Below are 13,903 nucleotides of genomic sequence, written 5' to 3'. Positions count from 1 at the left end.
GACTGGAGCCGGTTCCGCGTGTCCATCAAGCCGAATACCCCTCTTCTCGACCAGGTTACCTGTCCGGCAGACCTCAAGACCATCCCTGAAGACCAGCTTCCGCAGCTCGCGGAAGAAGTGCGCGCGGAGATGATCGATGCGGTGTCGGAGACGGGTGGCCATCTGGGTGCGGGTCTCGGCGTGGTCGAACTGACCGTCGCGCTCCACTATGTCTTCGACACGCCGAAGGACCGGCTGATCTGGGACGTGGGCCATCAGGCCTATCCGCACAAGATCCTGACCGAGCGCCGCGACCGTATCCGCACGCTGCGCCAGCCCGGCGGACTTTCCGGCTTCACCAAGCGCGACGAGAGCCCCTACGATCCCTTCGGCGCGGCCCATTCCTCCACCTCGATCTCGGCGGGCCTCGGCATGGCGGCCGCCCGCGATCTCGAGGGTGGCGACAACAATGTGATCGCGGTGATCGGCGATGGCTCCATGTCCGCCGGCATGGCCTATGAGGCGATGAACAATGCCGGGCACCTGAAGTCCCGGCTCATCGTCATCCTCAACGACAACGACATGTCCATCGCCCCGCCGGTCGGCGCGCTGTCGGCCCATCTGGCACGGCTCGTTTCCGGTCGCACCTATCAGAGCTTCCGCGACGTGGCCAAGTCGCTGGCGCGCAACCTGCCCAAGCCCCTTGCCGACAAGGCGGCCAAGGCGGAGGAATATGCGCGCGGCTTCATGACCGGCGGCACCCTCTTCGAGGAACTCGGCTTCTATTATGTCGGGCCGGTCGATGGTCATAACCTGAACCATCTACTGCCGATCCTGAAGAATGTCCGCGACACCCATCACGGCCCGGTGCTGATCCACGCGGTTACCCAGAAGGGCAAGGGCTACGGCCCGGCGGAAGGGGCCAAGGACAAGTATCACGGGGTCTCGCGCTTCGACGTGGTAACCGGCAAGCAGGCCAAGCCCAAGGCCAATGCGCCGAGCTACACCAGCGTCTTTGCCACCTCGCTGATCGAGGAAGCGCGCCGGGACGAGAAGGTCGTGGCCATCACCGCCGCCATGCCGGACGGCACCGGCCTCGACCTGTTCCAGGAAGCCTTCCCGAAGCGGACCTTCGACGTAGGCATTGCCGAGCAGCATGCGGTGACCTTCGCAGCCGGCATGGCGACCGAAGGCTACAAGCCCTTCACCGCCATCTACTCGACCTTCCTGCAGCGCGCCTATGATCAGGTCGTCCATGACGTGGCGATCCAGAAGCTACCTGTGCGTTTCCCCATCGACCGGGCCGGTCTCGTCGGCGCGGACGGGGCGACCCATGCGGGCGCCTTCGACACCGCGTACCTCACCTGCCTGCCGAATTTCGTCGTCATGGCGCCGTCCGACGAGGCCGAGCTTCGGCACATGGTCGCGACCGCCGTGGCCTATGACGAAGGCCCCATCTCCTTCCGCTATCCGCGCGGCGAAGGGGTCGGCATCGAGTTGCCCGAGCGCGGGTCCATCCTGGAAATCGGCCGGGGCGTGATCCGTCAGGAAGGCACGAAGGTGGCGCTGCTGTCCTTCGGGGGCCGCCTGAGCGAGTGCTTCAAGGCCGCTGCCGAGCTGGAGGCCGCCGGCCTCTCGACCACCGTGGCAGATGCCCGTTTCGCCAAGCCGCTGGACATGGACATGATTGCCCGACTGGCGCGCGAACACGAGGTGCTGGTCACCGTCGAGGAAGGGTCCGTCGGCGGTTTCGGCAGCCATGTGCTGTCCGCCCTCGCGGATCGCGGTCTTCTGGACCGGGGCCTCAAGGTGCGCAGCCTGACCCTGCCCGACCTGTTCCAGGATCACGGCAAGCCGGATGTGATGTATCGCGACGCCGGACTGACTGCCGAAGGCATCGTCACCAAGGTGTTCCAGGCTCTGGGCACCGGTGGATTGCGCAGCACCACCTTGCACGGCTGAGGGAAAGGGGCGTCTTCCGGCGCCCCCTGACCTGCTGCCGCGATTGCCCTGCCCCGCTCTCACGCGAGGGCCTACTGCCTATTCCGGCGATTGACAGGACCGGCCCGGACTGAGACATGTGCGCCTCGCATCGGCGCCTGATCTCAGGGTGCCGCACCTTCTTCCGGCCGGCCGCAAGGGTTTGCCCATGACGCAGATCGTCGCCTCCGTTTCCGCCCTCCTCATCGCCATTGGCCTTGTGCTGTTCGGACACGGACTTCAGACCACGCTTCTTCCGCTGGCGGCAGAACAGGCAGAGTTCAGCAGCCTGTCGATCGGTCTCGTCTCGTCGGCCTATTTCTTCGGCATGGTTCTCGGCTGCCTTGGATCGCCGCATGTGATCATGCGCTCGGGCCACATCCGCGCCTTCGCGGCGCTTGTGTCGCTCATGTCGGCGGCGGCGATCCTGCATCCGGTGTCGGTGGACCCGGTCACCTGGTTCATCATCCGCGTCATCTCGGGGTTCTGCCTCGCGGGCTTCTACATGATCGTGGAAAGCTGGCTGAACGAGGCGGCGACCAATGAAACGCGCGGCATGATCATGTCACTCTACATCGTGGTGCTCTTTGCCGCGATGATGGTGGGCCAGGTCTCCATCGCCCTGATGGACCTCAATTCCTTCGTTCCCTTCGCGGTGGCCTCGGTGCTGGTCAGCCTTGCGGTGATCCCTGTGTCCCTGACCCGGGCCAATCAGCCCGCGCCGATCACCATCGTCCAGTTCCGCCCGCTCAAGCTCTATCGCAATTCTCCGGCCGCTCTCGTGGGCACCCTGATGATCGGCGTTGCCAATGGCGCGCTTCTGACCCTTGCGCCGCTCTATGGTTCGCAGATCGGCATGACGACCAATCAGGCCGCGATCTATTCGGCAGCCGTGCTGGGCGGCGGCATGGTCGCCCAGTGGCCCTTCGGCCGGCTTTCCGACCGGATGGACCGGCGCAAGGTGCTGCTCGGCCTCTCCGTGACCAGCTGTGCGGTGGCGCTAGGCATCGCCCTGTTCGGGCCCGAGGGCGCGGTCTTTGCCACGGTCCTGGCGGTCGTCGTCGGGATCTTCACCCAGCCGACCTACGCCATCGCGGTGTCCCACGCCTATGACCACTGCGCACCGGAAGACTATGTGGAGACCTCCTCGGGTCTGCTGCTGTCCTTCGGCGTGGGGTCGGTTGTCGGACCCCTGGTCGCCTCCTCGATGATGCAGTCGCTCGGCCCCTCCGGCCTCTATGTGCTCATCGCGGTAATCTATCTCGGTCTGGCGAGCTTCATCGTCACCCGGCTGGTCGTGCGCAGCCCCATCGCAGCGGACGAGAAGGTCGACTTCGAATATGCCGCCACCGCGCAAGTCGGTGCGGTCATCTCGCCCGAGCCGCTGGATGTGGATGCGCCCAACGTCATTCCGCCGGAAGAGTTTCCGGCCTACGAGAACGACATCTACAATTTTGACGCCCTCAACCGGTCGTCCGAAGACGACCCGACCAGCCCGAACGAAGAGCAGGCCGGGGCGGAAGCGCCGGTCGCACCCGGCAGGACAACTGACCGTCAGGAGGGTTGAGGCAAGGTGCCACAGCGGACCACCCTCGACACGGATCGCGCCCGACGGCATAGTCGCGCCATGACGCGAAGCGCCACCTCTCGTTCGGCCCGGTCCGCCGGCCTTTCCCTGCTGCAAGTCCTGCGGCAGGAACGGTTGCCTGTTGTCTGCGCGGCGCTGATTGCCCTTGTCTTCCGGCTGATGCTGCTGGGCGCAGGTCCGGCGCTGGCGCTGTCCGGTCAGGCCCAGGCTTCAGAGGCAGCGTCGCCGCTCCCCCTCATCCTGTGCAATCCGTTGTCCGTCGCCTCCGCCGAGGAGGTCGCCGGTCATCCGTTGCCCGTGGCGCCTGCGGGCGCCCATGATCCCGGCCATTGCCTCTGCGCCTCCGGCTGCCTCCATGGCATCGGCTTCAGCGCGGTGGCGGACCAGCCGGTCCACGGCCTCACGCGGCCGGAGCGATCCACGCTTGCCCCTCTGCCCCTTGCCTCATCCTCCCGCCTGTCCAACGCCCTTCTGGGCAGCCGGGCGATCCGGGGCCCTCCTTCTGTCTGATCCGGCCCGACGGCGGTCCTCGACCGCCCGCCAGCGCGAGCCCTCGCGCGCCCTCTTTTCAGACAGAAAGACACTACCCATGAAGTCCATCCTTCTTGCCGCCATTGCGGCCATCACCCTGTCCACCGCAGCTCTTGCCGAGCCGGTCCAGCAGGGCTCCCTCGTTCTCGACCACGCCTGGACCCGGGCAACTCCCCCGGCAGCGCGCGCCGGCGGCGGCTTCGTCGAGATCACCAACTCCGGCAGCGAGGCGGATCGCCTCGTCTCTGCCGCCTCGCCTGCGGCCAACCGGGTCGAACTGCATGAAATGTCCATGAAGGACGGCGTCATGGTCATGCGCCAGAAGACGGATGGCATCGAGCTGCCGGCCGGTGAAACCGTGGCGCTTGCCCCGGGCGGCCTGCACATCATGTTCATGGAGCTGACCGGCCCCTTCAAGCAGGGCGAGACCGTGCCCGTCACCCTGACCTTCGAGAAGGCCGGCGCCGTGACCTTCGACCTCTCCGTCGAAAAGATCGGCGCCAAGGGCATGGCCGGGCACATGGATCATGGTCAGATGGGAGCGGGCCAGATGGATCACGGCAAGATGGGTCAGGGGCACTCCGCCCACACGAACTGAGCCGCGCGGCTCTTCCCGATCCACGGTCGCCGGGGTGGCATGTGCGCTTCCTCCGGCGACCCCACATATGAGGCATCAGCATGTCGCGACTGAAAATCATCCGCTACACCGCCTGGGCGGCCGTGGTCGTCCTGGCCTTCGTGGCCGCCGTCACCATGGTCACCCAGATCGTTGCGCCCAAGGGTGGCGACAGCGTGCAGCGCGCGGCCATCGGCGGCCCCTTCACCCTGACCAACGCCCAGGGCGAACCGGTGACCGAGAAGGATCTGATCGGCAAGCCGTCCGCCATTCTCTTCGGCTTCACCTTCTGCCCGGACGTCTGCCCCACCACCCTGTCCGAGATGCAGGGCTGGATCGAGGCACTTGGGCCCGATGCGGACAAGCTCAACTATCTCTTCATCACGGTGGATCCGGAACGGGACACGCCGCAGGTGATGGCTGACTACGTCTCGGCCTTCGACGCAAGGATCCAGGGCCTGTCCGGTACGCGCCCGCAGATCGACGAGGTTCTGACCGCCTACAAGGTCTATGCCCGCAAGGTGCCGCTGGAAAATGGCGACTACACGATGGACCATTCCGCCGCCGTCTATCTGATGGACGCGGACAATCGCTTTTTCGGCACCATCGCCTATAATGAGGCCGAAGAGACCGCACTGGCAAAGCTGCGTCGACTGATCGACGGGGCGGCACCGGAAAGCTGAGCTGCCGCGCGCGACCCGGTGAAGACCTTCGTGCGGCACCGAACCTTGAGCGACAGGGAGACACCGACCGGATGAGGATGGACTGGCCCCTTTATGCCGGACTGAGTGCGGTCGGAGCCCTCGTGCTGGGCGCGGCTGTGGCCCTGTGGCTGCGCAACGGAGAATCTGTCTTTGCCGACAGGCTGCTCTCGGCCATCGCCGGCTGTTTCTGAAATCGCCCTTGGCCTTGCCTGCCGCTGACGCTAGAAGCCGCCCATGACAGACAAGACCCGCCTGGACCAGCTTCTGGTCGATCTCGGACATTTTCCCTCCCGCGCCCGGGCGCGGGACGCCATTCTTCGGGGCACGGTGACGCTGGATGGCGCGCCCTGCCTGAAGCCGGCGCAGAAGGTTGCGGCAGGCGCGAGCCTTGCCATCGCCGACCCGGCGGCGGCCTATGTCTCGCGGGCGGCCCTCAAGCTCCTCTGCGGTCTGGACAGTTTCGGGATCGACCCGACAGGCCGCATCTGTCTCGACATAGGTGCCTCCACCGGCGGCTTCACCCAGGTTCTTCTGGAACGGGGCGCCCGCAAGGTTCATGCGATCGATGTCGGGCACGACCAGCTGCACGAGAGCCTTTCCGGCGATCCCCGCGTGGTGCGGCGCGACGGGCTGAATGCCCGGGAACTGACGGGCGAGGATCTGGGCGGCGACGCGCCGTCCCTGCTTGTGTCGGACGTCAGCTTCATCTCGATCACCCTCGCCCTGCCGCCGGCCCTCGCCCTGGCCGCACCGGGGGCGGAGGGGGTGTTCCTGGTCAAGCCGCAGTTCGAGGCCGGACGGGAGAACATCGGCAAGGGCGGGCTGGTCGACCCGGTGATCGCCGAGGAAACCGCCGCGAGGCTCCAGCGCTGGCTGGCGGAGGTGCCCGGGTGGCAGGCCGGTAACCTGATCCCCTCCCCCGTGAAGGGCGGGGACGGCAACGGGGAATGGCTGCTGCACGGGCGCAAGCTCGGCTAGACCTCGGGGAATTTCGCCACCCCTGTTACTTTCGCCGCTTGTCCTGACGCCTTGCGCCCTGTATCGCCTGTGCCATGACACAGGACGCGCAAACCCTCACCATTTCCACTCTCGGCCACCGGGGCGACGGCATTGCCGAGACGCCCGCCGGCAGCCTCTTCGTGCCCGGCTCCCTGCCGGGCGAAACCGTCAGAGCGAAGGTCGACAAGGGCCGCGCCACGGTGCTGGAGCTGCTGGAGGCGAGTGCCGACCGGGTGACCCCGATCTGCCGCCATATCGACGAATGTGGCGGTTGCACGGTGCAGCATCTGGCCACAGCCCCCTATCTCGACTGGAAGCGGGACATGGTGGTCAAGGCGCTGGCGACCCATGCCATCGAGGCCCCTGTCGCGCCGACTATCGCCTCTGCGCCGCACAGCCGCCGACGGGCGGTGCTGACCGCGACGCGGGCCGGGCGTGCGATCCTGCTCGGCTATCACCAGAAGGCCAGCCACAAGCTCACCGACATTCGCGAATGCCCGGTGCTGATGCCCGAAATCGTCAGGCTCCTGCCCGGCCTGCGCAAGCTCTCGTCCGAGCTGATGCCAAAGAAGGGCGATCTGCGCTTCACCGTGCTGATGACCGGCGGCGGCGCGGATGTGGCGGTGGAAGGTGCGGCGCGCGACTTCGAACGGCGCCTCCCGGCCCTCTCCCAAGCCACGATGGAGCTGGATCTGGCCCGCCTGTCCGTCAACGGCGAAGTGGTGCTGGAAATCCGTCCGCCGCAGCTGACCATGGGCAAGACCGCCGTCGTGGCTCCGCCCGCCGGCTTCACCCAGGCGACCCAGGAAGCGGAAGAGGCTCTGGCCGGGCTCGTGCTCGACGGGCTGCAGGGCTGCCGGTCGGTCGCCGATCTCTTCTGCGGCTCGGGCACCTTCGCCCTGCGCCTTGCCATGGCGGCAAATGTGCATGCGGTGGAAGGGGATGCAGCGGCCGTGAAGAGCCTGGTGCAGGCGCTCAACCGCACGCAGGGGCTCAAGAAGGTTACCACGGAGCGGCGCGACCTTTTCCGCCGGCCGCTGATGGCCGCAGAGCTTGCCGCCTTCGACGGGGTGGTCTTCGATCCGCCGCGGGCGGGTGCCAGCACCCAGGCCGAACAGCTCGCGCTTTCGGGCGTGAAGCGGATCGTCGCCGTGTCGTGCAATCCGGCGACGCTGGCCCGGGATCTTCGCATCCTCCTCGATGGCGGCTACCGCATCCGGGAGGTCACGCCGGTGGATCAGTTCCTCTATTCCACCCACGTGGAAGCTGTTGCCATTCTTAAGAAATAACCCAAGATCGACATGCTGACCGACCCGCGAAAGAAAGCCATGGCCGAGCTGAAGACCTGCCCGTTTCTCGTGATCAACCTGGATCGCAGTCCGGAGCGCCTTGACGCGATCCGGGCGCAGCTTGAGCCGCAGGGCCTGGTGGTCGAGCGGGTACCTGCCGTCGATGCGCGGCTCATCAGCGAGGACGAGCGCCGCGCGCTCGGCTGCTACCGCTTCTCACCGGATGGCGGCATGCCTCTGTCGGTGGTGGACGCGGCCATCTGCCTCTCCCATTTCAAGGCGCTCACCCGGTTCCTGGAGAGCGACGCGCCCTTCGCTGTGGTGCTGGAGGATGATGCCCGGATCACCCCGCTGGCGCTCTCCGTCGTCGCGGAGGTGCTGCGCGATCCGCACAGACTTCCCGATTTCGACGGACTGGAGCTCTCGGGATGGGGGCGCAGCGAGATGCCGATTTTGCCCGTGATGCAGTGCGGACCCGTGACCATCGGCAAGGCACGCAAGAGCACGCCGGGTGCCGCAATGACCCTCTACTCTCGGCAGGGTGCTGCCAAGATCCTGCGCAAGGCCCATCCCTTGCGCTCGCACTGGGACAATTACCTCTCGCTGTCCTGGCTGCACGGAGCAAGGCTCTACACCGCCCGCCCCTTCCCGGCCTCCCAGGACAGTGGATTTGCCTCGACCAACGTCGAGGTAACCAACGCGCCGCAGATCCGCAAGCGGCCTCTCGACCAGTGGCTGCGCAGGGCGCGCTATCGCATTCATCAGGGGCCGCGCAAGTTTCTCTCCGACCTGATCTGGATGGGCCTGCCCGCCATGATGAACTGGCCCGGAAGCACGGTGAGCGTCGCGACCGACCTGCACCCGGACCACGCTTCGGTGGAGGCCTCCGGTGAGGCCGTGCCCACAAGCCGGTAAAAGTCCACTGAACCATCCGGCGCGCCAGGCGTTGAACAGGGAAATCCCGTTTGACTGGCTGGAACAAGGGCGCCCCACGTGCAGGACTTTCGATCCCATTATCTCAAGCCACAAGTGCTGCAGACCGCGGAAGGCTCCGAACGCCGGGTCGGCGTGGAGCTGGAATTTGCAGGCGTCTCGGCGCGGGCCAGTGCCGAGCTCGTCCGCTCCCTCTTCGGCGGGACCATCGTGGAAAAGGATCCGCACCGCTTCGTGGTGAAGGACACCCGCTTCGGCGAATTCGTGTGCGAGCTGGACAGCCAGTATGTGCATGACGCGGAGGGCGACGAGACGGCCATTGACGCCACGGATCTGAAGGTCCGCTTCCGCCGGTCGCTGCAGGAGATCGTGGGCGATGTCTCGGCGCTTCTGGTCCCCGCCGAGGTGGTCTGCCCGCCGATTGCCTGTTCGGATCTGCCGGAGCTTGCGGCGCTGGTCACCGCGCTGGAAGAGGCCGGCGCCTGCGGCACACGCGACAACATGCTCTACGCCTTCGGAGCCCAGCTCAACCCGGAAATCTCCACCTCCTCGCCGGCCTATATCGCCAGCGTGATGAAGGCCTATCTGCTGCTGTCGCCCTGGCTGCGCAAGATCATCGACGTGGACCCGACCCGCAAGCTGACCTTCTTCGCCGACCCCTTCCCGGCCGCCTATCAGCGCAAGATCCTCTCGCCGGACTACTGGCCCGAGATGGACCGGCTGATCGACGACTATCTGGCCGACAACCCGACCCGCAACCGGGAGCTCGACATGCTGCCGCTCTTCTCCCACCTGGACGATGCCCGGGTGCAGAAGGCCATCCGCGATCCGCTGATCAAGTCCCGCCCGACCTTTCATTACCGCCTGCCCGACGCAAGACTGGGGGATGCGGACTGGTCGCTGGCGCTGGAGTGGAACCGCTGGCTTGCGGTGGAGCGGCTGGCGGGCGACGGCGAGAAACTGAAGGCCATGAGCGCGGAGTTCGTGCGTTTCGACGGGGCAGGCAAGCCCAAGGCCTGGGCGTGGCGCGCAAGCGAATGGCTGGCGCTGGCATGATCGGACCGAAACCGAACCCGCGCCGCCGTCCGAGGATCGGCGTGACGACCTCGCGCGGCGGCGGCCGCTACATGTGGTGGTTTTACTGGATCGCACTGCGGCTTGCTGGCGCACGTCCCGTGCGACTGATCGCGCCTGCGAGCCAGCATCCCCTCGACCGGTTCGACGGCTTCATCATCGGCGGCGGTGACGACATCAGCCCGGATCTCTACCGGGGCGATACGCTGGTCGACGCCCGGCTCGATCCGGAACGGGACCGCATGGAGCTGGAAGTGCTCGCCCATGCAGGGCCTCGGGACGTGCCCGTGCTGGGCGTGTGCCGGGGGGCCCAGATGATCAACGTGCACCAGGGCGGCACGCTCTACCAGAATGTTCAGGCCGCCTTCGACAAGGTGCCTGACATGTGGACCCCGCTGCCCGTGAAGACCGTGACCTTCAAGACTGGCAGCCGGCTGAAGCGCCTCGCCCAGCGCGAGACCCTGCGGGTCAACAGCCTGCATCATCAGGCGGTGGACCGGGTGGGCGAGCAACTGGAAATCGTCGCCTGGGACGAGTTCGGCGTGCCGCAGGCGCTGGAGAACACCTCTGCCAGCTTCATGATCGGCGTGCAGTGGCACCCGGAGTTCCTGCTGCATCTGAAGCCCCACCGGCGCCTGTTCCGCGCCTTCATCAAGGCGGTGCGGACAGGCATGGAGCGCGGAAGGGCTCACCCGGAGATGGACGCGACGGCGGGCCACCAGGCATTTCAGTGATACTGAAATATTTTTGGAATGGCTCTTGCCCGGACCTCGGCACTCGATTACATCGGGGCCATGAGATTGGATCACTGGCTCTTGGCAAAGGGGGAAAGTCGCAGCGCCTTCGCGCGTCGCGCCAACCTGTCTGCCGCCTCCGTCACCGCCCTGTGCAACGACCCGAATGTCTGGGTCTCCCGCGAGATGGCCCGGCGCATTGCCGAGGCCACCAATGGCGACGTGACGCCCAATGACTTTCTCGGTCTTTCCACCACCAAGGAGCATCCCGTGTCCCAGGCCCGAGTCGCTGAAGCCATCCGCGCGTTCGAACGCGGTGAGATCGTTGTCGTCACGGATGATGACGACCGTGAAAACGAAGGCGATCTAATCGTCGCCGCATCGCGGGTGACCGCCGAGCAGATGGCCTTCATCGTGCGCCACACCTCCGGCATCGTCTGCGCCCCCATGACGGTCGCCCATGCCAAGCGCCTGCGGCTTGACCCGATGGTCTCCCAGAACGATGCGCCGCTCGCGACCGCCTTCACTATCTCGGTGGACTACAAGCAGGGCCTGACCACCGGCATTTCGGCCGAAGAGCGCTGCTCGACGGTGCGGGCGCTTGCCAACCCGAACGCGGGCGCAGCCGATTTCGTGCGTCCCGGCCACATCTTCCCGCTGATCGCCAAGGAAGGCGGCGTGCTCATGCGCTCCGGTCACACTGAAGCGGCCGTCGACCTGTGCCGCCTGGCCGGTCTCGACGAAGTGGGCGTGATCTCCGAGCTGGTCAATGACAACGGCACGGTGAAGCGGGGCGAGGAAGTCGCCGCCTTCGCCAAGGAACACAATCTGCCGATGGTGTCGGTGTCCGACCTGATCGCCTGGCGTCAGCGCACGGAAAAGCTCATCGAGCGCGTCAACGAGCAGCCGATCCAGACCCTGGCCGGTCCGGCCTATGCGGTGACCTATTCCACGCCCTACGACCCAATGCACCACGTGGCCGTGGTCTTCGGCGACATCCTCGACGGACGCAACGTGCCGGTTCGCCTGCAGCTGGAAAACGTGCTGGATGACGTCTTCGGCGCCTCCCAGCCGCTGGATGCCACCGTGCGCCTGATGGCGGAACGGGGCCGCGGCGTGGTGATCTATCTGCGCGAGGGCTCGGTGGGCGTTGCCCGTCAGTCCACCCGCGCCCGTGCCGATCTGGATGCCGCCGAACGGGAAGAGCACGGCTCGGCCCAGGTCCGTCAGGAACAGTGGCGCGAAGTCGGGCTCGGTGCCCAGATCCTGCGGGATCTCGGCGTCAGCTCCATCCGCCTGCTGGCCTCGCGCGAGCGCCACTACGTCGGCCTTGAAGGCTTCGACATCAAGATCGAAGCCACGGAGATCCAGGACATGTGACCGGCGGGGAGCCTGCCCGGCACCGGGCATTAGAAAGGCTTCCTTACGGTATTGTCAGGATCTTCAAGCCCGGCTAGGGTGAAACGCAGAAGTTTACAGGGCAGCCTCCCGCGCGGGGCTGCCCTTGTGCTTTTTCCCGTTTCCCGTCTTGCTTCAGGATCCCCCATGTCCGGTTCCCCCATGTCCGGTTCCCTTGCGCGGCCCGCGCTTGTCCTCGGCCTGATGGCCGCCGTCGGTCCGCTCGCCATCGACATGTATCTGCCGGCCCTGCCCGAAATCGCCTCCAGTCTGGAGGCGGATCCGGCGTCCGCGCAGCTCACGCTGACCGCCTTCTTCCTCGCCTTCGGCCTGTTCCAGATGGTCTACGGCCCCCTGTCCGACCAGCTCGGCCGCAAGCGTCCCCTCTACGCCGGGCTCGGGCTGTTCCTCCTCGGCTCATTCGCCTGTGCACTCGCGCCGACGCTGAGCTGGCTGGTGGCTGCCCGCGTGCTTCAGGGGGTCGGGGCGGCCTCCGTCATGGTGCTGCCGCGCGCCATTGTCCGCGACATGTTCACCGGCTACGAGGCCACGCGCCTGATGGCGCTGATCATGCTGGTGATCAGCGTGTCGCCGATGCTCGCCCCGCTGCTCGGCACGGTCTTCATGGCGCTTGGCGACTGGCACACGATCTTCGTCTTCCTCGCCGTTGTCGCCCTGCTCAGCATCGGCCTGACCCACTTCTTCCTTGGTGAAACGCTTGCGGAGGACGAGCGGGTTCCCGTCCACACCGCCTCGCTGATCCAGGGCTGCAAGACCCTGCTGCGCGATCCCCTGTTCATGGGCCTGACCCTGATCGGCGGCTGCGGCATGGCCAGCTTCTTCGTCTTCATCGCCAGCGCCTCCTTCGTCTACACGACCTATTACGGCCTGACCGAAGTTGGTTTCTCCATTGCGTTTGCGGTGAACGCCATCGGCTTCTTCGCCTCCTCCCAGCTTGCGGCCGGCATGGGCCAGCGGTTCGGCATCCATCGCCTGATCGGGGCGGCCCTGACCGGTTTCCTGCTGGTCGAGAGCGTTCTTCTGGCGCTGGTTCTCTCCGGCTTCGATCAGCTGCCGATCGTCATGGCGGGCCTCTTCCTCGGCAATGCCTGTCTCGGGCTCGTCATTCCCACCTGCATGGTGCTGGCGCTCGACCGGCATGGCCGGATCGCCGGTCTTGCGTCCTCGCTGGGCGGTACCCTGCAGATGGTCACCGGCGGTCTGATGATCGTGGTCGCGGGCCCCTTCTTCGACGGCACGGTGACACCGATGATCGCGGCGATCTTCGGCTGTGCGCTCGCCGCCTTCGTGCTGATGCATGTGCTGGGCGTGTCACGGCCGGCCGCCGATCCCGAACCCGGGTTTTGACATTTCGGGCAAGGCTTGAAACAAAGGAGGCGGCCCGCGCGGCCGCTTCGCTTCTCCGACAGCACGGTCCGATGTCCGACACTCTCCACGATCCCTTCGACGCCCCCGCTCCGCCCGCCGCCGAGCCCTTTGCCATCGGCTATCGCCGGTCCAACGGGGAAGGCCTGGTCTATGGCGGCCTGATGTTTGCCGCCGGGCTTCTCGTGCTGGGCCTCTTTGGCAAGGCGCGGATCCTCACGAGCCTGTCGCTCATCCCGATCTTCGTCGCCTACTGGCACTATCCCATGGTCGACCGGGGGCAGCCGCAGCTTGGCGCCAACAAGGACGGCCTCTTCCTCGAGCGGCTCGGGTTCCTGCGCTGGGATGCCATCGCAGGTTTCCATCTGCGCCAGACATCCGTGCGCATGATCGAGATCGCGGTTCTCGACATCACGCTGACCGGCACGCTGGAAGACGCGATTGCCAAGGCACAGGTCTTTCCCTTCTGGCGCGCGGTGATGACGCGCTGCTGGAAGGTGAAGAAAAACCAGGACGGCCAGACCGTGCTGCGGGTGAACCTGCATCCGCTCAATGGCGAGGCGGAAGAAATCGTCTCCCGCCTGCGGGCGTTCCGTCCCGTTTGAGGCCAACAGGGAAGGGATTCGCGCCGGCGCAAGGTCAGTCGCGACCGGGTTGACGATTGCGCCGCGCCTGTGATCAGTCCATCCTGC

General features: G+C 66.3%; 14 protein-coding genes. All 14 read left to right on the top strand.

Annotated features, from left to right (window positions below):
* Positions 1 to 18 precede the first annotated feature (18 nt).
* The 14 genes from dxs to FR728_RS02440 all read left to right on the top strand — a co-directional run bounded on the left by dxs (position 19) and on the right by FR728_RS02440 (position 13,816).
* Positions 19 to 1,941, top strand: a complete 1,923-nt coding sequence (gene dxs, locus FR728_RS02500; RefSeq protein ID WP_149891066.1) for a 1-deoxy-D-xylulose-5-phosphate synthase — start codon at positions 19 to 21, stop codon at positions 1,939 to 1,941.
* A 187-nt stretch (positions 1,942 to 2,128) separates the two neighbouring features.
* Positions 2,129 to 3,526, top strand: coding sequence for an MFS transporter (locus FR728_RS02495; protein WP_149891065.1), 1,398 nt, complete (start codon positions 2,129 to 2,131; stop codon positions 3,524 to 3,526).
* 6 nt (positions 3,527 to 3,532) lie between these two features.
* A complete protein-coding gene (locus FR728_RS02490) occupies positions 3,533 to 4,057 on the top strand; it encodes a hypothetical protein (protein WP_149891064.1) in 525 nt (174 codons plus the stop codon).
* A gap of 79 nt (positions 4,058 to 4,136) precedes the next feature.
* Complete coding sequence (locus tag FR728_RS02485) at positions 4,137 to 4,676, top strand: copper chaperone PCu(A)C (RefSeq protein WP_149891063.1); 540 nt, start codon at positions 4,137 to 4,139, stop codon at positions 4,674 to 4,676.
* A gap of 80 nt (positions 4,677 to 4,756) precedes the next feature.
* Positions 4,757 to 5,377 (top strand): SCO family protein, encoded by a 621-nt coding sequence (locus FR728_RS02480; protein ID WP_149891062.1) that lies wholly within the window; start codon positions 4,757 to 4,759, stop codon positions 5,375 to 5,377.
* A 77-nt stretch (positions 5,378 to 5,454) separates the two neighbouring features.
* Positions 5,455 to 5,589 carry a hypothetical protein gene (locus FR728_RS19670; protein ID WP_280115319.1) on the top strand — a complete coding sequence of 45 codons (135 nt, stop codon included), beginning with the start codon at positions 5,455 to 5,457 and terminating at the stop codon, positions 5,587 to 5,589.
* A gap of 43 nt (positions 5,590 to 5,632) precedes the next feature.
* The gene (locus FR728_RS02475) at positions 5,633 to 6,376 is read left to right on the top strand and encodes a TlyA family RNA methyltransferase (protein WP_149891061.1); all 744 of its coding nucleotides are present in this window, start codon (positions 5,633 to 5,635) and stop codon (positions 6,374 to 6,376) included.
* A 74-nt stretch (positions 6,377 to 6,450) separates the two neighbouring features.
* Positions 6,451 to 7,686 carry a class I SAM-dependent RNA methyltransferase gene (locus tag FR728_RS02470; protein WP_149891060.1) on the top strand — a complete coding sequence of 412 codons (1,236 nt, stop codon included), beginning with the start codon at positions 6,451 to 6,453 and terminating at the stop codon, positions 7,684 to 7,686.
* A gap of 12 nt (positions 7,687 to 7,698) precedes the next feature.
* Positions 7,699 to 8,601 carry a glycosyltransferase family 25 protein gene (locus FR728_RS02465; RefSeq protein ID WP_149891059.1) on the top strand — a complete coding sequence of 301 codons (903 nt, stop codon included), beginning with the start codon at positions 7,699 to 7,701 and terminating at the stop codon, positions 8,599 to 8,601.
* A 78-nt stretch (positions 8,602 to 8,679) separates the two neighbouring features.
* Positions 8,680 to 9,675: an amidoligase family protein gene (locus tag FR728_RS02460; protein ID WP_188318763.1), complete on the top strand. Its 996-nt coding sequence runs from the start codon at positions 8,680 to 8,682 to the stop codon at positions 9,673 to 9,675.
* Entirely contained in the window at positions 9,672 to 10,427 is a 756-nt protein-coding gene (locus FR728_RS02455; protein WP_149891057.1) for a gamma-glutamyl-gamma-aminobutyrate hydrolase family protein, read from the top strand. Before FR728_RS02460 ends, FR728_RS02455 begins: the two co-directional genes overlap by 4 nt.
* A gap of 60 nt (positions 10,428 to 10,487) precedes the next feature.
* Positions 10,488 to 11,807, top strand: coding sequence for a 3,4-dihydroxy-2-butanone-4-phosphate synthase (ribB, locus tag FR728_RS02450; protein WP_149892164.1), 1,320 nt, complete (start codon positions 10,488 to 10,490; stop codon positions 11,805 to 11,807).
* Positions 11,808 to 11,972: 165 nt separating this feature from the next.
* The gene (locus FR728_RS02445; protein WP_208998625.1) at positions 11,973 to 13,193 is read left to right on the top strand and encodes a multidrug effflux MFS transporter; all 1,221 of its coding nucleotides are present in this window, start codon (positions 11,973 to 11,975) and stop codon (positions 13,191 to 13,193) included.
* A gap of 71 nt (positions 13,194 to 13,264) precedes the next feature.
* Positions 13,265 to 13,816 carry a hypothetical protein gene (locus FR728_RS02440; RefSeq protein ID WP_149891056.1) on the top strand — a complete coding sequence of 184 codons (552 nt, stop codon included), beginning with the start codon at positions 13,265 to 13,267 and terminating at the stop codon, positions 13,814 to 13,816.
* Positions 13,817 to 13,903 lie beyond the last annotated feature (87 nt).

Source organism: Roseibium aestuarii (assembly GCF_008477545.1).
Lineage (GTDB): Bacteria > Pseudomonadota > Alphaproteobacteria > Rhizobiales > Stappiaceae > Roseibium > Roseibium aestuarii.
Note: the sequence above shows the minus strand (reverse complement) of the source record. Positions and strands in the feature narration are given on the sequence as shown.

Bases quoted from the DNA above. Each gene is read 5' to 3' on its own strand.
- FR728_RS02495 (WP_149891065.1), top strand. From the start codon at position 2,129: ATGACGCAGATCGTCGCCTCCGTTTCCGCCCTCCTCATCGCCATTGGC.
- FR728_RS02485 (WP_149891063.1), top strand. From the start codon at position 4,137: ATGAAGTCCATCCTTCTTGCCGCCATTGCGGCCATCACCCTGTCCACC.
- FR728_RS02480 (WP_149891062.1), top strand. From the start codon at position 4,757: ATGTCGCGACTGAAAATCATCCGCTACACCGCCTGGGCGGCCGTGGTC.
- FR728_RS19670 (WP_280115319.1), top strand. From the start codon at position 5,455: ATGGACTGGCCCCTTTATGCCGGACTGAGTGCGGTCGGAGCCCTCGTG.
- FR728_RS02475 (WP_149891061.1), top strand. From the start codon at position 5,633: ATGACAGACAAGACCCGCCTGGACCAGCTTCTGGTCGATCTCGGACAT.
- FR728_RS02470 (WP_149891060.1), top strand. From the start codon at position 6,451: ATGACACAGGACGCGCAAACCCTCACCATTTCCACTCTCGGCCACCGG.
- FR728_RS02465 (WP_149891059.1), top strand. From the start codon at position 7,699: ATGCTGACCGACCCGCGAAAGAAAGCCATGGCCGAGCTGAAGACCTGC.
- FR728_RS02455 (WP_149891057.1), top strand. From the start codon at position 9,672: ATGATCGGACCGAAACCGAACCCGCGCCGCCGTCCGAGGATCGGCGTG.
- ribB (WP_149892164.1), top strand. From the start codon at position 10,488: ATGAGATTGGATCACTGGCTCTTGGCAAAGGGGGAAAGTCGCAGCGCC.
- FR728_RS02445 (WP_208998625.1), top strand. From the start codon at position 11,973: ATGTCCGGTTCCCCCATGTCCGGTTCCCTTGCGCGGCCCGCGCTTGTC.
- FR728_RS02440 (WP_149891056.1), top strand. From the start codon at position 13,265: ATGTCCGACACTCTCCACGATCCCTTCGACGCCCCCGCTCCGCCCGCC.